Origin of the sequence: Actinomycetospora sp. CA-084318 (genome assembly GCF_050955885.1) — a bacterium.
Lineage (GTDB): Bacteria > Actinomycetota > Actinomycetes > Mycobacteriales > Pseudonocardiaceae > Actinomycetospora.
The window spans coordinates 4658616-4683293 of record NZ_CP192098.1 but is presented as its reverse complement, the minus strand read 5'-3'; the positions used below and the strand labels follow the sequence as shown (position 1 = coordinate 4683293).

Annotated in this window: 13 protein-coding genes; all 13 read left to right on the top strand. The window is 71.0% G+C overall.

What is annotated here, in order from left to right; genetic code table 11:
* The 13 genes from ACQPYX_RS22830 to ACQPYX_RS22770 all read left to right on the top strand — a co-directional run bounded on the left by ACQPYX_RS22830 (position 1) and on the right by ACQPYX_RS22770 (position 24226).
* Complete coding sequence (locus ACQPYX_RS22830) at positions 1-2733, top strand: hypothetical protein (RefSeq protein WP_433799560.1); 2733 nt, start codon at positions 1-3, stop codon at positions 2731-2733.
* Positions 2734-2790: 57 nt separating this feature from the next.
* Positions 2791-5223: a hypothetical protein gene (locus tag ACQPYX_RS22825; protein ID WP_433799559.1), complete on the top strand. Its 2433-nt coding sequence runs from the start codon at positions 2791-2793 to the stop codon at positions 5221-5223.
* 182 nt (positions 5224-5405) lie between these two features.
* Entirely contained in the window at positions 5406-8111 is a 2706-nt protein-coding gene (locus ACQPYX_RS22820) for a hypothetical protein (protein ID WP_433799558.1), read from the top strand.
* A gap of 28 nt (positions 8112-8139) precedes the next feature.
* On the top strand, positions 8140-9150 hold the full coding sequence (locus ACQPYX_RS22815; protein ID WP_433799557.1) for a hypothetical protein: 1011 nt from the start codon (positions 8140-8142) through the stop codon (positions 9148-9150).
* A gap of 194 nt (positions 9151-9344) precedes the next feature.
* Positions 9345-10202, top strand: coding sequence for a hypothetical protein (locus ACQPYX_RS22810; protein WP_433799556.1), 858 nt, complete (start codon positions 9345-9347; stop codon positions 10200-10202).
* Between the two features lie 69 nt (positions 10203-10271).
* Positions 10272-14813 (top strand): tetratricopeptide repeat protein, encoded by a 4542-nt coding sequence (locus ACQPYX_RS22805; protein WP_433799555.1) that lies wholly within the window; start codon positions 10272-10274, stop codon positions 14811-14813.
* 20 nt (positions 14814-14833) lie between these two features.
* Positions 14834-15295, top strand: coding sequence for a hypothetical protein (locus tag ACQPYX_RS22800; protein WP_433799554.1), 462 nt, complete (start codon positions 14834-14836; stop codon positions 15293-15295).
* A gap of 1 nt (position 15296) precedes the next feature.
* Positions 15297-15800, top strand: coding sequence for a nucleotide exchange factor GrpE (locus ACQPYX_RS22795; protein WP_433799553.1), 504 nt, complete (start codon positions 15297-15299; stop codon positions 15798-15800).
* Positions 15801-15816: 16 nt separating this feature from the next.
* A complete protein-coding gene (locus ACQPYX_RS22790) occupies positions 15817-18294 on the top strand; it encodes an Hsp70 family protein (protein WP_433799552.1) in 2478 nt (825 codons plus the stop codon).
* A gap of 1 nt (position 18295) precedes the next feature.
* Entirely contained in the window at positions 18296-19528 is a 1233-nt protein-coding gene (locus tag ACQPYX_RS22785; protein WP_433799551.1) for an OmpA family protein, read from the top strand.
* 177 nt (positions 19529-19705) lie between these two features.
* Positions 19706-21061 carry a radical SAM protein gene (locus tag ACQPYX_RS22780; RefSeq protein WP_433799550.1) on the top strand — a complete coding sequence of 452 codons (1356 nt, stop codon included), beginning with the start codon at positions 19706-19708 and terminating at the stop codon, positions 21059-21061.
* Positions 21062-21581: 520 nt separating this feature from the next.
* Entirely contained in the window at positions 21582-21947 is a 366-nt protein-coding gene (locus ACQPYX_RS22775; RefSeq protein WP_433799549.1) for a hypothetical protein, read from the top strand.
* Positions 21948-22045: 98 nt separating this feature from the next.
* Entirely contained in the window at positions 22046-24226 is a 2181-nt protein-coding gene (locus ACQPYX_RS22770; protein ID WP_433799548.1) for a polymorphic toxin-type HINT domain-containing protein, read from the top strand.
* Positions 24227-24678: the final 452 nt, after the last annotated feature.

The window sequence follows — 24678 nt, the reverse complement described above, 5'->3', positions numbered from 1 at the left end:
ATGGCCGTCGCTCACGACGCGTTCGCGCCGTCCGACGTAAGAACGCTCACGATCTTCCTCGCCCCGGCCGGGGCCGCAGGCGGGATCCTCGAGGTCTTCACCGACCTCGCGACGGTCGGCCTGCTCCGGCGGTTCCTCTGGGTCCAGGATCCGGGGTCGGCCGAACGGTCCACGATCGCCGCGCTCGACGTCTCCGGCCCGGTCCGCGAGGCCGCGCGGCTCACGGCGATCCTCTCGGCCGAAGCCCCCGAGCAGGTCTGCGTCTGTGTGATCGTGCCGCTGGACACCCCCGCTGTCCTCGTCTCCGAGGACAGCGAGCGTGTGGTCGTCGGGACCATCGAGCGGGCGCTCGGCGTCGCGCGGGTGACCCGCGTCCGGTGCCTCGTCCTGAGTCCGGGCACTCGAGCGCCCGCGGACGTCGTGGCGCGCCAAGGCTGGCACAACGTGCTCGTCGCGCCGGAGGAGTCCCGCGGCCCGTGGGCGCCCTCGACGCCGCTCGACGCGCCCGACATGCTCGACGTGGCCCGCAGTGCGGCACCGACCGTTGCCGCCGTCGCCGGGCTGTGGGCCGGGCTGCACGGGCGGCCGCCGACCGGGCCGGGTGTCCCAGGGGTTCGGGCCGCCCGCGCCTTCTACCGGCGCATCGAGGCGGACGAGGTCGAGCAGGCTCTGCGCGCGGCGGTGCTCTCCACGGAACCGCAGTTGCCCATGCCCCATGACCCGAATGTCACCGTCGTCCCGCACACGGACCCTGCCGGAGGGTGCCGGTGGATGGCGGAGAAGCTCTGGGACCGCTATCGCGATGACCTCTACGGCCAGCGGCGCAAGCCCGCGGTGGCCGAGCTGGAGGCCGTCGGCTGGAGAGTCGCCCTCCTGCGGTTCCTGCGATTCATCGGTGCCGCCCTACGCAACGTGCCCGCCGACTTCTACCGCGCCACGGTCAACGTCGGCGGAGTCGCTGCGGCCAAGCGGGTGCAGCGCGTCGTATACGGCCAGGGGGATCCCGCCTACCTGGTGGTCGCGAACGGCATGACCGCACACGGCCTGCCCGCCGGGTGGCACGACCTCGGGCAGGCGGCCGAGCGGATCGACGACCAGCTCATCGCGAGCCGGGAGCACGAGGCGTTCGCCCCTGCGGACCTCACGGCGCTGTGGAACGACTTCGTCGACGGCGCCCTCACGCTCGCCGACGCCGGCGAGCGCAACCGGACCGGTATGGGCAGGCTTACCACCCCCGAGGGCTATCCCGCCGTCGTGCGCCAGGCCGCCGACTGCGCACCCGCCCCGGAGGACGACTTCGTCGAGGTTCCGGGTGCTCTGGCCGCCGAGACCGGGATCCATCATGTCGTCCCCGGCGACATCCTGGGCGCGGAGGTCCTCCGCCAACGCCTGGCCCACGTCGCGACAGCGCGGCCCGAGCTCAGCTACGAGGCCAACACGACACGCGATCGGCTGGACTCCTGGTTGTACACACGAAGCCGGAGCTACACGGTTCAGGTCGGCACCGCGATCGCGAAGACGCTGCGCACGGTGTCGGACGAGATCCCGGGTCATCTGAACGCGCTTCTCGCCGCCACCCACGAGCGGGACGAGGTCGACGCGCGGCGGAGCCGGCTGCTCGTGTGGCTCCTCCGGGTGCTCGGCGTGCTGTCCGTGCTGGGCGTGGTCACCGGACCCGTCCTCGCCGCACCCGGGGTGATCCGCTGGCCGAGCGCTGTCGTCGTCGTGGTCGTGCCGGTCCTGTGCTGGGTCGGCGCCCTGCTGTGGACCTATCTCGACGAACGCCGCCGGCTCTATCACGACCTGTCCCGGCGCCGCGAGGTGCTCAGTCAGGCCGAGGCCGCCCGCTTCAACCTGCGCGAGGCTCTGCGCGCCCTGCGCCGGCTCGCCGAGGCCTACGAGCAGTACCTGGAATGGAGCCGCATCGTCGGCGTGGTGCTGCGCCGCCCGTTCGGCCCGGAGCCGCCGGGCGGGGCGCCTCGGGTCGACGTCGCCTACGGCCTGCCGCTGACGACGCAGCTCGCCGCTGCGGCCGGCGTCGATGACCAGGAGGAGATCGTCAACCAGCTCCGCACCCGCCTGTTTAGTACCGGGTGGCTCACCGCGGTCTGGGATGCGCACCGGCACGAGGCCATTGAGACGCACCTGCAGCAAGGTCGGTCGGCTCATCCTGGCAGCCTGCTCGACCTTCGTGGGGGGCTGGAGCATTCGTCCCTTCGAGCGTGGTCCAAGGCCCTCGTCGAACGCGGCCCGTCGTCGACGGTCGGGGATCAGGTGTGGGTGCGCGGGATGGAGCAGCTCCGGGACCCCGAGCGGGACCTGGGGCGTCTGCTCCTGGACTCGCTGCGGGTGGTGCCCGCGGGCGGCGCTCCGGTGCCGGTCTCGCGGTTCCTCGACCGCGTGGGCGAGGACGGGCACGGGCGCGAGGACGAGTTCCACCCGGACCACTTCTCGCCCGCGGGCCGGACCGCGGGCGTCGCCGTCGTCCGCGAGCACCTGCCCTCCCGCTCGACGATCGGGCTGAGCCAGGTGGCGGGCGTCGTGCAGTACACCGAGGTCCGTCCGGCCACCGACTTCGCCGTCACCCAGACGAGCGGGGAGGGGTCCTCGGGCGAGCCCGACGAGCCGACGCCGGCCGTCCCCCCACTCGGCGGGCCGTCGAGGCACCGCGTGGCCACAACGCGGCCGACGACCGAGGTCAGTATTCCGCGCGCTCCCAGAGGGTTCTCCTGATGCGCGCGGGGTGCCCGGCGAGGCCGGAGACAGACGGATCGGAAGGGAGAACGGGCAGTGCCCTCGGAGTCGCAGGCTAGGCGGATCGAGGTCCTGCTGGCGTGGCGCGACGAAGCCATGGCAGCCGGGCATCCCGTTCCCTCCACGGCCGACCTGATGAGAATCGGCACTTCCGGTGACGTGATCACCGCCGGCATCGACGGCTCGGCGGTCTGGCCATGGCGCGCAACGCTGACCTACCTGCTCCGACAACTGCGCTTCATGCCTGACCCGCTCCCCAGCCTGCCCGACGACCTCCGTGTTCCCGAGACCCGTGGTACGTCCGTGACCAGCAGCACCTTGGCGCCACGACCCCCGGAACCCGAGGTGGTGTCGCCCGTGTCCCCGAGGCACGGCGACGGGCAGGCCGATCCGCTGCTCCTGGCACTGCGCGAGTGGTGGCGTGCCGAGCGACGGGAGCAACCCGGGATCTCCATCAAGGACATGGTGTTCGTCAACATCGTGCGCACCAAGAGCCGTACGGAGACCGATATCCGGCGCCAGCTCCCGCAACCGGCACACGCCCTCGCCGGCCAGATCGCCGCCGTCGTCGACCGGTACTCCTCGACGGCACCGGTCGAGGCTCCGCCACTGACGACGACGCCACCTGCAGAGCCCGCCACGCGCGAGGACCTCGCAACGTCCCGGCAGCCGGACTCGATGTCGACCCAGAGTTCGCCCCTGCCTCCCGACCAGGGCCAGGACCCGCTCTCGCCCTCGGTCCCTTCCCTCGTCGATCCGCAGCCGGACGATCCCCCTCTCGACGAGCTCGACCTCGCGGACCACTATCCGACCGACCAGGACCTCGAGCAGGGAGCCGCGGCTCTGGTGACAGCGCGCCCCTCCACCGACGGGACCGGCCTGACGCTCACGTGGCCGAAGGTGGACGCGGAGCGGTCCGCCCCCGTCGTGCTCTACCGCGTCGTGTCCGAGGACGGGCGCTTCGCGCCCGACGCCCCGCAGGACGGCGAACACCTCACCCTCACCCAGGACTGCACCTGCATCGATGATCGGCCGTTCCGGGCGCCGGTCCGCCACCTCAGCGTGTGGGTGCACGCCGGACCGGACCTACGCACCGCCGCGGCGAGCGCCCCGATCCTGCACGCCGCGGGCGCGTCGATCGCCCGGCCGCGGGACGCGTACTTCTCCGAGGACGAGGCCGGGGGCGTGTTCGGACAGTGGACCGTGCCACGAGGTGTCGAGACCGTTCAGGTCTTCCGCGTCCCGAAGGAGTCCTGGCGGCCTCGCCGCACGCCGGACGCGCGCTACCGCATCCGGCGCGACGACCCCAATCTCGGCGGATTCGTCGACCTCGAGGCCGAGTCCGGCTCGCAGTTCTTCTATGCCGCTTGTGTGGTGGCCGAGATCGACGGCGAGCAGCGCCTGTCGACCCCGGTGTGGCAGGCGATCGAGGTCTCGGCGACGCTCGGCGCGGTCACCGACCTGGTCGTGGCCGACGAGGACCCGGATTTCCTCGATCTCTCGTGGACGCCGCCCCCGCTCGGAACGGTGCGGATCTACATCACCAAGGACCCGCCGTCGGCTGGGGCCGACAAACAGGAAGTGGTGTCCGGCGGGCTGCCCTCAGTAGGGCTACCGGACTCCGGCCGGGTGCGCCGGCCCATCAACGGGAACGTCGACCGGGACCACATGCAGCGGGTCCCATGGCCCCGGGACTGGACGCGGGCCTACGTCACACCGGTCACGATGATCGACGAGCGGGCGCTGGTGGGACGGCACTATCCGGCCGTGCGGCTGGGTCGCGTCACGAACGGGACGATCGTCGAGCGCACCTTCCACCAGGTGGCCGTCTTCGACTGGCCGCCCGGCGCGTCCGCCGTGCTCGCCTACGTCGGGTTCCCCGGCCAGGCTGCCGAGGACGCGCTCCACGGCCGGGCCACCCAGGACATCTCCCACGACCAGTACCGGCAGCAGGGCGGCCTGCATTTCGCCTCACGGCTGCCGTCCAAGGGCTGCTCGGTTCACCTGCTGCCGGTGACCTACCGGGCCGGGCGTCGCATCGACGGACGATCCGTCGCGCTCGACTACTCCGGACTGATGCTCCTGCAGTACCGGCTCGACCTCGAGCGGGACCGCGGTGGCCACGTCACGGCTGCTGTCCGCATCGTCGCCGAGGTCGACAACCCCAGCGCGCCGGCATTCGCACTCGTCCACAACGCTGACCGGCTGCCGCTCCACCTCGATGATGGCCGCAAGCTCCTGGTGGCCCCCGTCGGGGGGTACGCCGACTCCGGCCCGCAGGCCTCGTTCCGGCCGCGAGCTCTGGTCAAGGACCCCGCCCAGACGCAGGTGTGGTCCGCCGATGTCACTGGACTGAACGGCTACCTGCGCGTATTCGCCGATCTCGGCCCCGAGATGCTCGCCCGGGTCGCGCTCCTGGACCCGCCACTGAACCACCTGGTCCTCAAGCCGCAGGCGAGTCCCCGATGACCGATCGGGCGGACGAGCCGCCGGCGGAGCCCGGCATCCACGCGCAGTACCCCGCCGACCCGGCCGGGGGCACCGACCACTGCCTCGACGACGAGTCTGACGTTTCCCGCGTACCGGTTGCTCCGCTGCCGACCGAGCCCGAGCCGACGCGCGATTCCCGGGTCCTGACGGTACTCGCTCCAGTGCCCGAGTCCGTACCCCGCTTCGCTCAGCTCACGTACACCTCCCACCGGCCCGGCGAGCACGCCGCCGGTGGATGGCAGGTCAAGGACACGGTCGGCGAGCTCACGGACGACGAGACGCACGACCTCGTAGGGGAGATCGCGACCACATTCCCACTGGAGACCGAACTGCCGGCGTTCCTGAGCCCCGACCAGCACGCAACGCTCCCGAACCGCCTGGCGTACGCAGTCGTCGGGCGGGGCGCGGCCTACTGGCACACGGTCCCCGCCGGCAACGACAGCACGAACCGGCCGCGCAACGTCTTCGTGCACGTGCTCCTCGACCGCCGTCCCCGTGATCCCGACCCCGCGCTGCGGCCCTCCGACCTCCTGCACTCCCCGATGTGGCTCCGGCCCTATGGCCCAGTCGAGGTCGCGGGCGCCTCGCCCGCGCCGATCGGGGCGGAGCCGGTGACTGGCGATCTCGATCGGTCCGCCACGGTCGCCTTCCTCGTCGAGGAGGCCCTCCGCTCGCCCGGCGTCCTCGCTGGGCTGCTGGACGGCGTCGTCGGCGCCCTGCGTGACGGCCCCCAGGTGGTGCTCGTCGCCCGGCCGGACCGCGCTGACCGCTGGATTGCCGCGATCAGCCACCTGATGTCTGCTGGGACGGCTCGCACGCTGCGGTGGTCGAACCGCGAGCAGGCCGAGGACCTCGCGCGCGGACCGGTCCCGGGACTCGACCTCGTAGTCGTGGACCCCGCATCGTTCCCACCCTCCACTCTTCCGACCTCGGTCGCGGTCGTCCCGGACGATCCCGACGCCGTCTGGCTGGGCGACCTCGCGGCGGGCGAGCCGCACCGAACCCGCCACGGCGAGATCCCGGTGACGCCCTGGTCGGCCATTGCGCCGGTGGTGCTGCAGGACGAGGTCACTGCCGCCGACGTCCTGGCACGCCTGGACGCTTGCGCGGCGCGCGTGGGCGACCGTGACCTGACCTGCGCCTGGCCGCTGTCGATGGCGGTCTGTCAGCGTCCGGAAGGACTCGCTGACGCCAGGGCCGAGGCCGAGATGGTGCTGCTCGCAGAGTCGCCGGAGGGCCTGGACCCGGAGACGCGCCAGATGGTCCGGGCGCTGAGGACACGGTCGCTCGGACGGACGCCGGCGGAGGCCTGGACCGCCTACGAGGGCCGGACACGGCGAGGGATCCCGGACGCCCTCGCTGCGTCCGTATACCTGGAGCTGGCCCTGTCGGATCCGAGCTGGCTGCTGCGGCGCGGGCGCCTCCCGGTCCCCGTCGGCCCGGTCGCGGTGGAGCCGGAGACCCTGGAGGCCGCGCGGACGTCCCTGGCCCGCCTGCTCCGCGACGTCGAGCGCCGCATCCCGGAGCCACGGGACGCAGTCCTCGCCCTTCGGACGGCCCAGCTCTGCCTCGCTGCTGGTCTACCCGACCCAGGCGTCCCCGACGACGGACCCCGCGGCGATGTGGCGGCGGTCCTCGACCGCGTGGTCGTCCCGGTGCTCGCGCAGCCCGAGACGGCACGCGCGGTGATCGAGAACGCCTCGCCGCTGACCGACGCGACCCTCGTCGCGCTTCGTGCCCGTGTCGACGGCTGGCTGCCGAAGAGCCCTCGCCCGGTCGGTGACCGCCTCGCTCCCGCGACCCTGGCGTGGCTGTTCCCCACGCCCCCTCCCGTTCCAGCCGCCACGGTGCTGGCCGGACGGGCCGAGTTCCCGCCGTCCGTCGTCGAGCTCGCCGCTCAGGTCACCGCCGTCGTTGCGGATCCCTCCGCCTTCCGTGCGCTCGCCGTGCGCACCGTTCTCACCGACCCTGATGTCGGCGGGCGCGGCCCCGACCTGGTCCATCTGGCGGCCGGACCGCCGCTGCCGCCGAGCGAGCTCGTCGCCCTCCTGGAGCACACCGAGCCCACCGTGCTCGCTTCGTTCCTCGCGCCGGCGTTGCTCGAAGCGCCCGAGTGCGACGCAGTCGCTCGGATCGTGGACGCTGTTCGCCGCCGGCCGCCGGGAGCCGGGCCTTCCGGTGAGGTGGCCTCGCGCATCGTGCGAGTGGCCGCAGAGCTGCGACACCACGCATCCGCGTGGACCGAGGCTAAGGACCTGCGCACGGTGAACGCCTCGAGTGTCAGCGCGCTCGCCGGGGCCGAGGAGCTTCTCGGTCTGGTGGAGGAGCCAGCGCTGCCCGGCTCGGTCGTCGGGTCGCTGCTGGCGGCTTACCTGGTCGACGTCGTCGACGGTCTCGCCACGGACGCGGAGCCGAGGTCCCTGCCACGCCTGGAGCGATGGATCCGGGCAACGGCCCGTCGGGTCCCGGTCACCGTGGAGCCGCTGGTGGGTCACGCGATCGAGGTCGGCGCTATCAACGACGTCGAGGTGGCCATGGTCGCCCAGATCGCCGCCCGTCCCGACTATCAACTCCGGCCGCTGGCGGGTTGGGAGGGCCCACGGCTCGTCGCCGTTCCTGCGACCGCGGCCGGCTCGACGACGACGCTGCTCGAGCTCGTCGTCCGACGTCGGCTGCTGCCGAGCCGGGACGCTGCGGCTACGTCGGAGCTCGTCGAGACGGTGCGCCGTGAGGCGGCCCGCGTGTTGCGCCGGGCTCAGGTGGGCCGTGAGAGGAATCGGCTCATCGACGAGCACGAGGACTTCGCCCGTCGGTGGTGGGCGGACCTCGGTGTGAGCACAGGATCGGGCCGATGGCACCGACGATGACCGCGTCGACGAGGAAGGCAGGGACCCGGTGACCGCGATCCTGGGGAACGAAAAGGCACTGGACATCCCGCGTGGTCCCGTCACCGCGACCGTGATCGTGATGGGACAGGGCGACGAGGATGTCGTCCTGACGGCGCACGCGATTGACGCCGGGACGACCGTGCGCTCGCCGCGGCCGACGACGGTGCAGCTGATCGACATCACCGGCCACGTCGAATTGGGCGTCGAGCCCCGGGCCGGAGGGGTGTTCGCGCCAGGAACGCTGCTCTTGCTGACCCTGCGCGGCACCGAAGGTACGGAGGTGCGGCTGCCCGAGCTCGACGTCGCGGGTCGGGGTCCGCGTACGCTCGTCGCCATCGACGTGTGCGACGAGCGCACCCTGGCGGTGGCCGCCGTCAACCCTCGCGGGGAGAGGCCGCTGCCCCCGCTCGCCGCCGCCGCACGGTCCGAGGGGCGGGCGCGACTGGGCGTGGACCAGACCGAGCAGACCGTTCACCTGGCGGTCCTGGTCGATCTGTCCGCGTCGATGCGTCTGGCGCTCGCCGATGGCCGGGTCGCGGCAGCACTCGACGTGATCGCCGGTCTCTCCCACGTCATCGGGGAGGGGCGAGAGCTCACCGCTTGGCTGGGCCTCGCCGAGCCCATCGCGGTGCCAGCGAGCGAGGCGCGCCTCCTCGCAGGGGCCACGGTGGAGGAGGCCGCCCGTCACGGATCGGGCATCGGGTTCCGCGCCGCTCCTCGTCGGTCGCTCGCCGCGAGCCCGAGCGTGACCTACATCGTCACCGATGGAGTGCCCGCCGACCTGGCCGACCTTCCGATCAGCGGACCCGATACACACCACCTCGTCCTCACAGGCGACGGATTCGCGGCCCCCGCGGGGCTGCCCGCCTCGACACTGCCGGCCACTGGCGGTCGTTCCGCGGTCGACCACCTCCTCACGACGCCGGGGGCGCTCGCCGAACTGGTGGCTTCGATGCTCGCCGCCGTCCCGATCGCCGCCCACCCCGCTGTGACCCGCACCGTCGACGGAGACCACTGATGCCGAGCTGCTCCTGGTGCTTCACCGAGCTGGTCCCGCCGGCGCCGGCTCCTGGCCCAGCGCCGATCGCGCGGGGCACCCGCCGGCCCCCGGTACAGCCGCCGACACCGTCTGGGGCACGGCCGTCGACCTGCCCGACGTGCAAAGCCGCGATCAACGACGACTGGTACGGCGCCGGTACGACCACGATCGCGATGGCCGGGGCGCGAGCTACCGGCAAGAGCATCTTCATCGCCGTGATGATCAAGCAGCTCGAGCTCCTCGCTGCACAGCGCGGGGCGCTCCTGGAGCCGACGCCGGCCACGGCGCGGGTGCTCGAGGAGCATTATGTCGGGCCGCTCTACGAGCAGCGGGGAATCATGGGCGCGACGGTCAGCGCGGCGGTCAAGGACGCCTACCAGCGCGACCCATTGGTGTTCGCACTCACGCCGCGCAATGGTCCCGCGCACCACCTCGTCATCCGGGACGTGGCGGGGGAGGACCTCGAGAAGGACGAGCCAGATGAGCAGGAACTCGGTTTCTTCGCCCGCGCTGACGCGGTGTTCTTCCTGTTCGACCCGCTGAAGGTCCCCGAGATCGCCGACCGGCTGCGTGACCACCTGCCCCACCACGACCTCGGTGGCGACCCGCGGCGAGTGTTGCGCTCGGTGCTGCGACTGCTCGGAAGCCGCGCGCCGCGGCTCGCGATGATCCTCTCGAAATTCGATGCGATGCACGATCTGCGCTCCATCGAGGGAGGCGGGGACTGGTCGCGCATCATGCAGAACCCGGGCGCGGCGATGGTTCGGGATCCGGGGCCGATCGCGGCGGCGAACGACGACGACGGCCAGCTGCTGCACGCGGAGGTGCACAGCCTGCTGGTCGAACTCCAGGCCACGGTCTTCCTCTCGACGGTGGAGCAGGCAGTCGGTGAGCAGGGGCAGCTGCGTTACTTCGCGGTCTCCGCGCTCGGCGGTTCTCCGGACGGCACTCGACTGAACGCGAGGGGGATCGCGCCGTTCCGGTGCCTGGACCCGCTGCGATGGGCGCTCCGGGGACAGGTGGCGATCTGATGGTCGACATGGCGGACGGGGACCGGGACCTCGTGACCCGGAGGATGCGGAACGGGAGGGGAGGATCGCGTGGCTCTGTTCGGCGCCCGTCGCGCGGCTGATGTCGAAGCGCTCGGCGCCCTTCTCGAGGAGGCCGAGCGCTCGCGTACCGGCGGGAAGGCCCGTGCCGCGCGGCGTACCTACCATCGTGTGCTCCGCGATGCCGAGGCTCTGCGGACCCAGGCCCCCGAGAGGGTGGACGGGCTCCGCTGCTCGGCGTCCGTGGGTCTCGGGGACCTCGCCATGGTGGAGGGCCGAGCGGTCGAGGCCCTCGAGGCCTACCGAAGCGCGGCGTCCGCGGCCACCCCGCCAGCGCGCGTGCGACAGGTGCTCGCCGAGGACGCCGTCGCCCGCAACGACTGGTCGCCCGCCGGCGTCCGGGCGCTCGTCGCGCACCTGGCCGACACTCCGATCGAGGCGCGTTCACCCGCCGTCGTCCAGCGCCTCTGGGAGATGAGCTGGCCGCCGGCGGAAAGCGGAGCCGAGGCGCTCGACTTCGCCGACCAGCTCACCGACCAGGTCGTCGCGGTCGACCCTCCGACCCCGTGGGCATGGTTGTCCCGGGGGCACGTGCTCGGTGCGCTCGGACGGCACGACGACGCCGTCCTCGCGCTGATGGAGGCCGAGCGGCTCGCCCCGGGGCATCCTGGCGCGCCCTACGAGCTCGGCGTGCTCCACGAGGCCGCGCAGGACGCCGGGTCGGCCCGCGTGGCGTACGGGCGCGCAGTCGTTCTCGATCCCGACCGGCCTGAGGTCCTGCTCGCGGTCGGCCGGACCACGCTCACGGTCGCGGCGGAGGACACGCACGACAGCGCCCGGCTGCGCGCCGAGGCTGCCTCTGCGCTCCGCCGGGCGTGCCGGAACGCCCCGTCGCTGGTCGAGGCCTGGGTGCTGCTCGGACGGGCCCTGCGTGAAGACGACCCCGAAGGTGCGATCGCGGCGCTGACCTCCGCGTCGCAGCTGGAGCCGCAGCGTCACGAGCACCTGCTCGACCTGGCAGACGTCGCGACCGACCGCGGTGACACCGGGATGGCTGTCGCGACGCTGGAGTCGGCCTCGGTTCTGCGTCCCGACGACGCGGACATCCACGATCGAGCCGGAGCGCTGCTGGCGGAGCTGGGGTCCTTCGCGGGCGCCGTGGAGCACCTCACCAAGGCGGTCAGTCTCGAACCGGGACGCGACGCGACGCGGCTCCGGTTGGCCCGTGCTCTGCATGCCCTGGGGACCGACGCCGACGCCATCCGCGTTCTGCGGGCGGTCGATGGTCGTAGCACGGAGGCGCGCCACGTGCTCGGCGTCCTCGAGGCCGCCCTGGGCCGGTTCGACGAGGCCGTGGACGAGCTGACGGCTGCGCTGGAGCAACAGCGGACCGGCGTCGTCGCTCACGCACTGGGTTGCGTGCACATGCGTCGGGAGGACTGGGCGTCGGCAGTCGCCGCCTTCGACACTGCGGAAGCCCTTGGCGGCGCACCTGCGGACCTGGACTTCTCGGCCGGGGTCGCTCGGCACCGAGCCGGTGATCTGTCGGGCGCTCGGGAGCGAATGGACCGGGCGCGGGCCGAGGCGCCGGACGAGCCCTCCGTGCTGTATGCCCACGCCGCCATCGCGCTCGACGAGGGCGACCTCACCGCAGCCGGCACCGGATTCGGCGCGGTCGTCGCGCTCGTCCCAGACCATCCCGGCGCACTGCTCGGCCTGGGACACCTGATGGAGCTTCGAGGTGACGTCAGCGCCGCGGTGACGCACTACCAGCGGGTCGTCGCCGCTGCGCCGGGCCACCACCTCGCGACCTCGAGACTCGCGGCCACGGCGATGCGGGGAGGTCGGCTCGACGAGGCCCGGGCCGCACTGGACCGGATCCCCGGCGACGACGGAGACTTGCAACTCGCCCGGTTGCGCGCCCTGTGCTCTCTGCGCAGCGGGGACGCTGCCGGGGCGGCGACTGCCTTCGCCGCGGTCCTGGCGGAGTCGCGCGGTCGGGACGTCGAGGCTGCCCACGACGCCCGGCTGGCGACGGAGCGTGCTGCGTGGGATGCGATGCGCCGCCACGAGCATGAGGAGGCGCTGCGCCTCTGGGAGGCCGCGCAGGAGTTCGCGACCGACGGCGCCCCGTACGCGTCCGCGATCACGGAATGCCTCCTGCGCAGCGCCGACGGTCTCGGCCCGGAAAGCGATGCCCCGACGCGAGCCCGGCTGCGGGCGTCACTGGAGCGAGCATCGGTCCTGGCCGGTGACGACGATCGCATCTCGCGTCGTGCGGCGGTGCTAGCGCTGCTCGATGACCGTCCACTCGACGCGGCTGCCCTGCTGCGTCCCCTCGGGACAGAAGCCGACCCGACGACCCGCTTCCATCTGGCGCTCGCGCGGGCCGCGGCCGCAGGGTCGGGAGCGCCCGTCCCTGCAGTACCGGTCGACGAGGATGAGGCTGCCGCCTTGCGGGCCCGAATCGAGCGTCTGCGGGGCCTCGTCCTTGCGTGGCAACGGCAGTTCTCGGACGCTCTGGACGCCTTCGTCCGGTCTGTCGCCCACGAGGTCGATCCGTCGGTGTTCCCGGCGATCGCCCGCTGTGCGCTGGAATGCCATCGCAGCGCTCCCGCGATTGCGGTGCTCGACGCACACGCCGCCGCGAGTATCGAGGCTGCCGTGGGGCTTGGGGCGCTGCACGCCCGCGCCGGTGAGCTCGACGAGGCACTGCGCCTCCTCACCGGGCCGTCGGAGGCCGAACCAGACCGCTGGCGTCCCACGATGCTCGCCCTTCATCTCGAGCAACTGTCACGTGCCACGAGGCGTGGCGACCTCGCGGATGCCGTCATCGCCGGGCGGAGGGCCCTCGAGCACGCAGATGACTCGGGGCTCGAGGCCCGCCTGACCACGGTCGTGACCGAGTTGGAGGCGCTGGCCGGGACCGAGGAGACGACTACCCCGACCGCCATGGTCGCTTGGGACGCCCGCCTGCGGCAGCGCCCGACCGACCTCGCGGTCATCCATCACACGGCCGTGCTGGCCGAGCGCACGCTGCTGCGCGGTGACGTGCCCGCCGGTGAGGAGCAACGGCTGCTGTCGTTACTCGTCGAGTCCTGGGCCAGCGTGCTGCACAGTCCTGCCTACTGGGTGCGGCTGAAGGAGCGGAGCGGGCGCGTGGTGGGGGTCGACGAGCGGGCCGAGCTCCGGCGTCGGCTCGGGACGGGACTCGTCCGGCTGCTCCGCGACGCGGGAATTGCGCACGGGCCGGCGAGCCCCGCGGAGACGACGTGGGGCGTGGAGATGCGCACAGCGGGAGCCGTCGCGTCCTTGGTCCCCGCCCGTCATGTCCAGGCGTGGCCTGCGGGCTACACCGCCGGCCCACTGTTGCTCGAGCGGGTCGCCGAGTCGGGACGCGACGGGGCGTCGATGGGCGCAGAGCTCGCGCGGCTGGCAGACCGGATGGACGTCGAGGCGGCGGTCACGGTGCGTGACTTACTCTCGCCGTCCAGGGTGATCAGGCACCTGCTCGACGCCGGTCTCCTCGATGAGGCGGTCGAGGAGGTGGCGCGACGGGACGACGGAACACCGGACGCCCCTCGCCGCGGCCTGGTGCAGGAGGTCCACCTGCGGTTGGCCCTGCGTCACGTCGACGAGAGTTCGCTCTCCCGAGCCGCCGCGCCCTTCCTCGCCGCAGGGCGCGCTGGCGCCGAGCTCGCGCCGCACGCAGCGACCGTTCGCGAGGCGGTGTCAGCCCGTGCGAGCGAGCTCGTGCGGGAGTCCGATGACAACCACCGCGAGGCGGTGGAGCTCATGACGGCAGCACGTGCGCTGCTGCCCCAGGATGACGGCTTCGATGCCGATCTCGGCGCGAGGCAGACGCAACTCGGTCGGTGGTTGAACAACCAGCGTGACTACGAGGCTGCGGTTCCGGTCCTGCGCGAGGCGCACCGGCTCGCTCCGCAGGACGAGACCGCACGCCATTTCGCGCAGGTCGGCCTCGCCAACCTGGCCCGAGAGCTCGTCGACCGCGACGCCGCAGCAGATCGGCGTCGGGGGATCGAGATCCTGACGGAGTCGGTGTCGATGGCTCCACGGGGTTCCGCGCGCTCGGAGGCGCGTTCGGACGCCGCCGACATGTTGGTCGACGCCGGACTGTCCTTCTTCGACAAGAACGCCTTCGACCGGGCGGCGGAGCTCTTCAGATCGGCGCTGACGTTCGAGGACACTCCCACGGTGTGGAAGGCGCTGGGTGCTTCACACAGCAAGAGGCAACGCTACGAGGAGGCCGCCGAGGTGCTCGGGAACGGGGTGTCCAAGCATCCCGGCGACCTAGGCCTCCGCGAGAACTGGGGCATCGCTCTGCACAACGCCGGAATCGCTCACGTCGATGCTGGGCGCTACGAGGGTGGCGTTTCCTTCCTCCAGCACGCCCTCCGCGCTCACCCGAACGACTCGACTCGCCAGAGCCTGTCGCGTGCCCACGTACTTCGTGCGGAGTCACGTCTCTCGACGGGGGGGCTGGCGGCCGCTCGCGCCGACCTCCTCGAGGCGGTGCGACTCGACCCCACCGACCCGCAGCTGCGTGCTCTCGTCCAGCGCCTGATCTAGAAGTCCGAGAAGGGAGCGCCATGCCCACCATCCCGCCGTCGCCCTACCGGGTCCTCGATGTACCCCTCTCAGCCACCGCGAGTGAGGTCCTCGCGGCCCACGGTCGGGCGATCCGTGCACGCCGCTACTCGCGCGCGGAGGTCCAGGCCGCGCTCGCTCAACTGCGGAACCCGGAGAAGCGGGCCGAACAGGATCTCCGGGAGCCCGACGTGGACGTCCTCGTCCCGCGGGTGCGCGACGAGGTGGAGGAACTCGTAGCGGACGGGCCGGCCGTCGGTGACGGGCTGCCGCTGCCCGCGTGGCGCGCGCTCGTCGTCGCCGACGTCGCGACCGACGAGTACCGCGACATCCCGGAGCCCGACGGGGCCCTCCCCGCCCTGCGCCTGCTCGACGCTCCCTCGGACGTGGTCCTCCCGCTTGCCGACGTGCCCTTGCCTGACGTGCCCCCGTCCGATGCCCCGCTGCCGGAGATCCCCCGCTGAGATGACCGACGACCCCTTCGCGATCACGGAACGGCCGATCCCGCTCGCGTCCACCGTCTCTGAAGTCGACCTGCGCGCCGTCCTCTCCGAGCAACTCGTGCGCTACGGGCGGCTGGAGAGCGAGAAGGAGCAGGACGCCAAGGCGGCGACCGCTGCGCTGCGCCAAGTCGTCCTCGACCTCCTGCCCGTCGTCGACGCGCTCGAACGGGTGCGTCTCGCCGTCGGTTCCGACCGTGGCTCCGACCACGGCTCCGCCCGAGCCGTCGAGGGGGTGCAGAAGATGTTGACGCGGACGCTGACCCGGCACGGCGTGGAACGGATGTCGCTGGTCGGGCACCCGGCGGACCCGGACGTCGTCGACATCGAGGAGGAGCGCCATGAGCCGTCGGAGGACGACGGCACGGTGCTGGAGGAGCTCGTCACCGCCTACCGCTGGAGCGGCGAGGTGGTGCGGCGTGGTCGAGTCGTGACCTCGTCGGTACACCCCGTGCCCGGCACGGACTGAGAAGGGGGAGATCAGCGTGCAACGAGTGTTGGGAATCGACCTGGGGACGACGAACTCCGTCGTCGCCTACATGCGACGGGGCGAGCCGGAGATCATCTCTGCTGGACAGGGTCCTGAGGTGACCCGATCGGTGGTCGCGGTCGACCGCAAGGGCAAGCTCCTCGTGGGCGACCCCGCAGCTGGTCAAGAGGGCCGTTCGGGGAGTGATGTCATCCGGTCGATCAAGCGATTCATGGGTCGTCCCTTCATCGCCCCAGAAGTCCGGACGGCGGCGGGGAAGGTCCCGTACGAGGTCGTTGAGGGCGTCGACGGAGACGCCGCCGTCCGCTTCGCCGGCCGGGCCTACAGCCCCGTCGAGATCTCGGCCCTCTTACTCCGGCACCTCAAGGAGAAGGCCGAGCACGTCACCGGCGAAACGTTCCCCCGGGCCGTCATCACGGTGCCCGCCTATTTCGGGGAGCGGCAGATCACCGCGACGCGGGAGGCCGGTCGTCTGGCCGGGTTCCACGTCCTGAAGGTCCTCGACGAGCCGACGGCGGCCGCGCTCGCTTACGGCTATCAGCGCGAGTCCCCCGCCGATGATGATGTCGTCCTCGTGTTCGACCTCGGGGGCGGCACGTTCGACATCTCTGTCCTGCTGGTCACTGGTGGCGTGTTCACGGTGCTGAACGTGGAGGGCGACAACTTCCTGGGTGGCGACGATTTCGACCGCTCGCTCGCCGAACAGGTGTCCCGCGTGGTCCAGGCCGAGAACGGCGTCGACCTGCTCTCGCAGCGGCGTGCGACCTACGAACTCCGGACCGCAGCGGAGACGGCCAAGATCGAACTCTCGGCGACGGACTATACGTACATCACCCTGCCCGCGGTGGGCGACCCGCCGGTGAACGTCGACCAGGAGGTTGACCGCGACGACTTCGAGGCGCTCATCCGTGACCGGGTTCACGCTGCGATCGAGCTCGTCATGAAGGCCGTGGCCGGTGCGGACCTGCAGCTCGCCGACATCGGCCAGGTGCTCCTCGTGGGGGGCTCGACGTCGGTGCCCTACGTCCAGGAACGGCTCGCGGAGCTCTTCGGGCCCGAGAAGCTCTGCCGGGACGTGCACCCGATGAAATCTGTGGCGCTCGGCGCCGCCATCCAGGGAAATCTCATTCCCGACGTCGTCTGCGAGCACTGTCGGGCGTCGTCGCCCGTGGCGGCGGACGCGTGCCAGCAATGCGGCGTCGACCTGCGCCCGCCGGAGATGGTGAACTGCGAGCAGTGCTTCCTGCCGCGGGACGTTGGGACCTCGGAGTGCCCGAAGTGCGGCCACGGCGCGGAGAGTGTCTCGAGACCCGGGACCACCGATGTGGTCGCACTGCCCGCGACGACCGCGGCGCGGAAGCCGGCTGACGACGACCCGCTGGCGGGCGGCCTGCGCTGTCTCAACTGCAACGCTCTGAACGCCGCCGGTTCTGCCGCGTGCGGCTCCTGCGGCGAGACCTTCGAACAGGTCGGGGAGATCACCCCGAAGGACCGCGGGATCGAGCTCGACGACGGGACCATGGCCGTGGTGCTCCCGAAGGGCTCGATGTTCCCCACCCCTCCCGACGAGCCTGTGGGGCGCGACTTCGCTACCGCCACCGCCGACCAGCGTCGACTGGAGATCGCGGTGTATGAGGGCAACGAGTCGCTGGCCCGGGAGAACGACCTGATCGGTTTCATCACGCGTCCTCTTCCTCCAGGCCTACCGCGGAACTCCCCGATCGACGTGTCCTTCGGGCTCGACCGGGACGCGCGCCTCACCGTCTCGGTCCGCGTCCGCGCACTCGACGAGCCGCCTCAGGAGGTCGAGATAACGGGCCACAAGCTGCGTTTGGACGACCAGGAGCGCCTCGAGAAGCAGCGCAAGGCGCTCACCGCGTTTGTGGATCGGTGGAGCGGTGAGCTCACGGACGCCGAGTCAGCGGTCTTCTACACCGTCATCGGCGAGGTCGACACCGCATTGCGGACGGGGCTGACGAGAACGACCGAGGTGGACGATCTGCTCACCCGCGCCGATCGTCTGGTCACGACGATCACCGAGATCCGCGGCGAGGACGCCCACATCACGGCCGTGGTCGGCTCGGTCGGCAAATTTCTGGCCGTCGCGGACATTGTCGAGCTCCGGCGGTTCTCCGAGGAGCTCGACGAGGCTCGCGGGCGGGCGGACTTCGACGCGGCCCTGAGGCTGGCGCGGGAGTCCCAGGAGATCACCGACAGCCTCGGACCGGAGCTGCACCACCTGATGGTGTGCAGGACCTTCGCCCACCAGGGACAGCTCTCCGGGCCGCTCTCGAACAAGGTGTTCGCTGCAGTCCGGTCCTACGATGAGGCGTTCGACCGCGGCGACGCGCTCGGGCGACAACGAGCCGCCGATGAGCTCGCCGTACTCAGGCGTGAGGTAGGCGAGGAACTGTCGCGTAGCGACGTCGACGCGGGGCCGACCACTACCAAGCCGAAGCTCGCCGGTGAGTGACATGACGATTCCGCAGGTCCTCTGCCCGCTCTGCCAACTGGCGCCGGACCACAGCGGCCGGTGCCCCGACTGCAAGCAGAACCTCGCGCCGCTCGCGTACCTCGACGCGCAGGCGACCGTGCACTACAACCGGGCACTCGATCTGGCCGCGGAGGGCGACGACGCCGGCGCCGTTCGTGCGGCCGAGGCCTCGGTCGCGGAGGACGGGCGCTTCGCCGACGCGTGGGTCGTGCTCGGCAAGCTGTACCGGAAGGCGGGCCGGACGGCGGACGCACGGCGGGCATGGGAATCCGCGCTGGCCGCGGACTCGGCGCATCGCGGGGCGCAGGACGCACTCGCCGCCCTCGGCCCGGACGGGGCACGGGACCGAGCAGGGACCGGGCGGCAATGGCTCGTAGGAATCGTGCTGCTGCTCCTCGCCGCGCTGATCGCCCTGGTGGTGTGGCTTCTCCTCCGCCCCGCGCCGGCTCCCGCGGCCCCGGGAGCGGGGCTCTTCACCGTCAGCCAGCGTGCGGGAACGATCGCGCTGACCGGCTCGGTGCCCGACGACCGGACCCTGCAGCCGTTCCGCGATGCCGCGAGGACCGCCGTCGGGAACCGTTCGCTCGACACGTCCGCCCTCGTCATCGACGGCGGGTCGGGTGCATCGCCGCCGGTCGACGGACCGACGGTCGGGAGCGTCGTCGGGACTCTCGTGGGCGCACCCAGAGCGGACACCACCGTTGTCCTGACGCCGACCCGAGCCATCGTCTCCGGAACGTTTCCCGACGACGGCGTGCGGCAGCTGGTGATCGGCGGGCTGCGCGACGACCTGCCAGGCCGAGAGGTACTGGACCAGGCCGGGCTCGGTTCGCCTTCCGCGCCGTCTGCCGGGTCCGTCGACCCTGCGTCGACCGACGGGGCAGTCCAAGCCGTTCAGCAGGCCGCTCCGATTCGGTTCGGGCCGTCGGATGCGACGCTGACCCCGGCCGCTGCGGCCACGGTCCAGGCGATCGCGAGCATCGTGCGCGGGCAGGACGTGACCCTCGAGGTCGAAGGGTTCACCGCGCCGATCGGGCCACCGGACGGCGCTCAGGCCATCTCCGCGAACCGTGCGGGCGCCGTGCGCGACGCGCTGGTCGCCAGCGGGGTGCCTGCCGACCACGTGCGGGTCCAGGCGCTCGGGGACAGCCAATCGCTCCCCAGCCCGGAGGCCAGCCGTCGAGCCACCGTCCGGGTCGCGCCGGTGAGGTGATCGGCAAATATCGATCATTGCGGGCTATGTCGGGCGAGGATGACGATTCGGACAGTGGGAGCGTCTTTCTCTCGGGAGCTCCGCGAGTTGTCTAAAATTGCCTCTGGAACTTGAGGTGCCCGTTGACATAGTGTCTTGAGGGGCAGACGCCACGATCCGTTTTTCCGGGGGGCTCGCGTGACGACGGTACCCGATGTCTTCGCCATTCCATTGGACGACAGTGCGTCGTTGGTGTATGCGCCCCTGCATGGTGTGGCATTTGCGGCGTCGCAGGGGCTGGTGTCGGAACTCCCCAGAGTTCTCACGGGTGAGGGCGGCGACAGCGATGTCGAGACATTCGTTCGGGAAGCGGGCCTGTTGCAGGACGTGTCCACTCCGGTGTCACGGAGAGAGGGTGCTGTCGAACCGACCGATGTCACCCTGTTCCTGACCACCGCATGCAATCTTCGCTGCACCTACTGCTACGCCTCGGCCGGCGACAGTCCCGCCACCTACATGACGATGGATGTGGCACGACAGGGCATCGATTTCGTCATCGACAACGCGCGACGCACCGGTGCGCCGCACATCGGACTGAACTTTCACGGCGGCGGTGAGCCGAGCGTCCACTGGAAGCTGATGACGGGAGCGTTGGAGTACGCGCGCCGGCAGGCAGGGGACATCGAGGTGATTGCCGCCTCGGCCGGCAACGGCGTCTTCACCGATCAGCAGATCGACTGGATGATCGCCAACCTCAACGGGGGCATGAGCCTGTCCTTCGACGGTCTGCCCGAGGTCCACGACCGCCAGCGCCCGACGGTGCGCGGCACGGGGTCGAGCGAACGCGTCATACACACGATGCGCCGCTTCACTGAGGCGGGCTACCCGTACGGCGTGCGCGTGACGGTCACGGCGGACCAGATCCCCTACCTCGCCGATTCCGTGGAGTACATCCTCGCGAGCTTCACGCCCGTGCGGCTCCAGGTCGAGCCCGCCTATCAGCTCGGCCGGCACGAGGGTGCCCCCGACGCCGAGACCGAGGACTTCATCGTCGCCTATCGCGAGGCGCAGGGGCGGGCGGCCCACTACGGCCACGAATTGCTGTACAGCGCAGCTCGGGTCGGCTTCCTCACCAGCCACTTCTGCGGGATCACCCAGGACAACTTCTGTCTCACCCCCGCCGGAAACGTCTCCGCATGCTTCGAAGCCTTCTCTGAGGACAACGAGTTCTCGGATGTCTTCTTCTACGGAAGCGCGACCCCGGAAGGCTACGAGTTCGACATGGACCGGCTGGAACGTCTCCGCGGTCTCGGCGTCGAGAACCGGTCCTTCTGTGACGGCTGCTTCGCCAAGTGGAACTGCGCGGGGGACTGTTACCACAAATCGTTGTCCGCCAACGGGCGCGGAGAGTTTAGGGGCTCGCAGCGATGCCACATCACGCGAGAGCTGGTGAAAGATCAGTTGCTTGCGCGGATCGCTGCGTCGGGCGGTCTTCTCTGGCGTGACCCGAGCGTCGGCGGCGTCTGTCCGGTGCATGGAGGCGAACATGAGTGATCAGACGTCGCTGCCCTGGCCGATGCCGCGGAAGCGAGACGACCGGGAGGACACCCCGGCAGCGGAGACCCCCCACTACGAGATCCAGCGGGTCAACGCCGACCGGACCACCGGGCCGGTCGAGATCCTTCCGATCACGCGCCCCCCGTGGGCGGCATCGTCAGGCCGTCGAGGCTTCCTCGGAGCCGGGATCGCCTCGTCGATCGCTGCGACCCTCCTGTTGAGCGGGTGCGATCGCACCTCGACGGCACCGCCCCCGTCGTCCCCGTACACGCCGCCGCCCTACACCCCACCGCCGTACACCCCGCCGCCGACGACGGAATACACGCCGCCGCCGACCACGACCACGACCGAACCGCCCGACACGTACACGCCTCCGCCCGACACGTACACGCCGCCGCCGACCTACAGCGGAGGTGGCGGCGGCGGAGGGACGTACTGTCAGTGCAACAAGATCTGTACGTGCATCCCGGTCTGCCAAGCGCACCGGCTCCTCGACGACGACGCCACCGTGCGACGCATGGCCGAGGTGGTCGTGCTGGCCATGGGATGCCGTGAGTTGCCGTACCTGCGCTGGGCGGCAGCCACGGCACCGGAGCCCCTCAGGGAACGGATCGACGCACACGTCGCCGACCTCGACGCGGGTCGGGTGCTGAGCGCGGACGACCTCGACACCCCCGAGCTGGCGGGCGCCGACTACGCCCGCTACCTCGCGTCCGAGGACGCCGTGACCTCCGTGCTTGCGGCCCAGGTGCTTTGCCTGCGCGCCACCCACGTGGGCTCGCGGCTGACGGGACAGACTGCTCGCGGCGTTGCACGGTCGCTCGCCGTCGGGATGGCGATGCACCGCGAACGAAGCGCGCAGTGGGGCCACGTGCACTCTTGACCGCACCGCACCGCACCGCACCGCACCGCACCGCACCGCACCGGTAGGGCTGCGACCGCTGTGCGGACCTTGTTCCGTCGTTCGAGACGAGCACGCCGATGAACTCGCCCGAGGACCCGTTCTGGACCCCCGAGCCCTTCCTCGGGCAGGCGGAACCCTCCCCGCCACCGCCCATCTCCAGATCACCCGGACCGTTTCTTACTCCGGAACCGCCCCGGCCGGTCGGGTCGTCGTCGTTCGGTGCACCTCCCACTGGTTCCTGGCCCGGCCAGGCGCCGTTCGCGGCGCAGCCGGCGATCCCGCCCAGGACGGTGCGACGGCGGCTCTGGTTGATCTTCGGCGGCGCGGGGATCGTCCTGCTCCTCCTCGTGGGCGTGGTGACATGGTTAGCCGCTTCGGGTCGCGGCGATCGCGGTCCGTTCGACGAGGCGGTGGAGGCGCTGGCCCTCGCGCCGGGGATACACGACCAGGATGCCCTGCCCGACGGGTCCCTGCGGTGGGATCTGCGCCTGAGCGAGCACGGCGAGGCGATCGGGACCGTGACCGCGAACGGGACACCGTTCGACGTCATGGCTGTCGGCGGGAAGACCTACCTCCGCATCCCGAACGGCGTGACGAACGTCGACGGCGTCGCGGTGTCCCCCGACAAGGCAGGGCGTTGGGTCGCCGGGCTCGACGATGCCCTCGGGCCGGTCCGGGAACGGCTGACGGCGCCGGCCGCGCTGGCCGACGGCATTCGCACGTCCCTCGACAGCACCCGGGACTTCCCGACGACAGCGGACGCTCCGTCCGCCGTCGACGGCGTCGCCACCTTGACAGCACACACGCCGTCGGGCGACCTCTCGATCTCCCAGTCCGCGCCCCACCGCGTACTGCGGTTCTCGCCGACACCGACGTCGAGCCCCCTGGGCCACGAGCTCGTCCTCCAAGGCACGTCGAGCCCCGGATCGGCGCAACTCTCCGAGATGCCGGAGCCGGAGGTGGCGTCGACGTACGACCGGCTGACGGAGGCGGTCCCGGACCTTGCGTCCGCCGTCGTGGACGGCATCGACTTCCGGCTGCAGGGCCAACCGCAGATCGATTGCAACTCCGGTGGCTGCTCGGTCACGGCGACGGAGACCGACTCCGTGTCGAGCACCGACCGGGCGGTCGTCACGGGCGGGACGGTCACCAGGTCCATGTCGGCCACGGTGACCATCGACGGCCGGCCCGCCGGCGGATGCACGCAGACCGGCGCGCTACCCCTCAGCGGCACCGGCGCGCTCAGCTGCGAGGACCCTGGCGCCGGTCCGACCTTCGCGGCGGCCGACGCGGTCGCCCGTGAGAAGGCCTTGGCGACGGCCGCTCCGGGCACGACCGTGCAATACACGGTCCCCGTCTATGTCGCCGTGGACATGGTCGCCGTCGCGAACGTCGACGTCGCGGTGCTCGTCGACCAACTGGCGAACGAGCGTGCCGACGCGACGTGCGCCTCGCCGCCGAACAGCTTCGTCGCCGGGACGCCGGTGCTGCTCGCCGACGGCACGACGCGTTCCATCGAGTCTCTGACGCCAGGCGACCAGGTGCTCGCCACCGACACGGCGACGGGTACGACCCGTCCCGAGCCCGTGCTCGACGTGATCGTTGGTCACCACCCGGCTCAGCTGACCACGCTCACGATCAGTTCCGCCGGTCGCGACGGCTCTGTGACGGCCACCGACAACCACCCGTTCTGGGACCCGGAGCGGGGCGAATGGGTAGAGGCCGGTGCTCTGCGGCGAGGCGAGCACCTCGCCACCAGGACTGGCGTCGACGCGATGGTCACCGCATCGCGGCCGTGGTCAGCGGATGCGTCGGTCTACAACCTGTCCGTACGGGATTTGCACACCTATGACGTCGAGGCCGGCTCCACTTACGTCCTGGTGCACAACGCTTCGCCCAAGCCGTGTATGTACCCGTGGCCGGTACGACCAACCTCCGTATCCCTGTCAGCTGCCCGCAGGACCCACATCCTCGACGGCGACGGTCCAAACCTTGGCGGTGGACACCGCGCGGGAACAGGTAAGCCGGGCAAGACTGAATTCCCCGCCAGCTGGAGCGACGATGATATCGTCACCGCTGCGACGGCCGTCGCTCTGGAGGAGGTTCCGATCAAAGAGGTCTTTCAGGTGAATGGCAGATGGGCAATATCGGCCCGTTATAACGGGATCGTCATCACATCTTTGGTCAACCAGGACGGCTCGATCTGGACAGCGTATCCGCGGTATGGCCCGGGCGTCGTATTTAATCCTCGGAAATGAATGTGGATTACACCGAGGTGTGCCGGACCATACATAGTCTGATCGACGATCTCTCGGTCCCGGCACCGAGTCTGCCATGGTCACAGGCGATCGACCTCATGGACCACGGGGAACCCGAGGAGGCCACCGACGTTCTCGTTGCCATCATTGTAAGATGGGATGTTCCCGTCGAAGTCAACCAGCACAGACGTCTGCGAAGTCTAATTCAGCACTTGCAGCTTGACGCGTCAAACTATAGCTATGCAGGCGACCCCGAGATGCTCGCTCGTATGACGGTGGTGAAAGACCTGCCTTCGTAACTAGCGCTCCGAGGCTCCGCCCTTTCGTCGTCCCAATTTATCAAGCCCCATGCCGGAGAAAAATCCGGATACGTGCTAGCGCGCTCGGTGGTCGGGTCCTCATGTTGGTGGGCCGTGGGGGATTCCGGGATCGGCGCTGTCGGCGCCGACGTC

What these genes read in the sequence shown, in the direction of transcription:
- ACQPYX_RS22830 (WP_433799560.1), top strand. Translation starts at nt 1, where the DNA reads ATGGCCGTCGCTCACGACGCGTTCGCGCCGTCCGACGTAAGAACGCTC.
- ACQPYX_RS22810 (WP_433799556.1), top strand. Translation starts at nt 9,345, where the DNA reads ATGGCCGGGGCGCGAGCTACCGGCAAGAGCATCTTCATCGCCGTGATG.
- ACQPYX_RS22800 (WP_433799554.1), top strand. Translation starts at nt 14,834, where the DNA reads ATGCCCACCATCCCGCCGTCGCCCTACCGGGTCCTCGATGTACCCCTC.
- ACQPYX_RS22795 (WP_433799553.1), top strand. Translation starts at nt 15,297, where the DNA reads ATGACCGACGACCCCTTCGCGATCACGGAACGGCCGATCCCGCTCGCG.
- ACQPYX_RS22785 (WP_433799551.1), top strand. Translation starts at nt 18,296, where the DNA reads ATGACGATTCCGCAGGTCCTCTGCCCGCTCTGCCAACTGGCGCCGGAC.
- ACQPYX_RS22775 (WP_433799549.1), top strand. Translation starts at nt 21,582, where the DNA reads ATGGCCGAGGTGGTCGTGCTGGCCATGGGATGCCGTGAGTTGCCGTAC.
- ACQPYX_RS22770 (WP_433799548.1), top strand. Translation starts at nt 22,046, where the DNA reads ATGAACTCGCCCGAGGACCCGTTCTGGACCCCCGAGCCCTTCCTCGGG.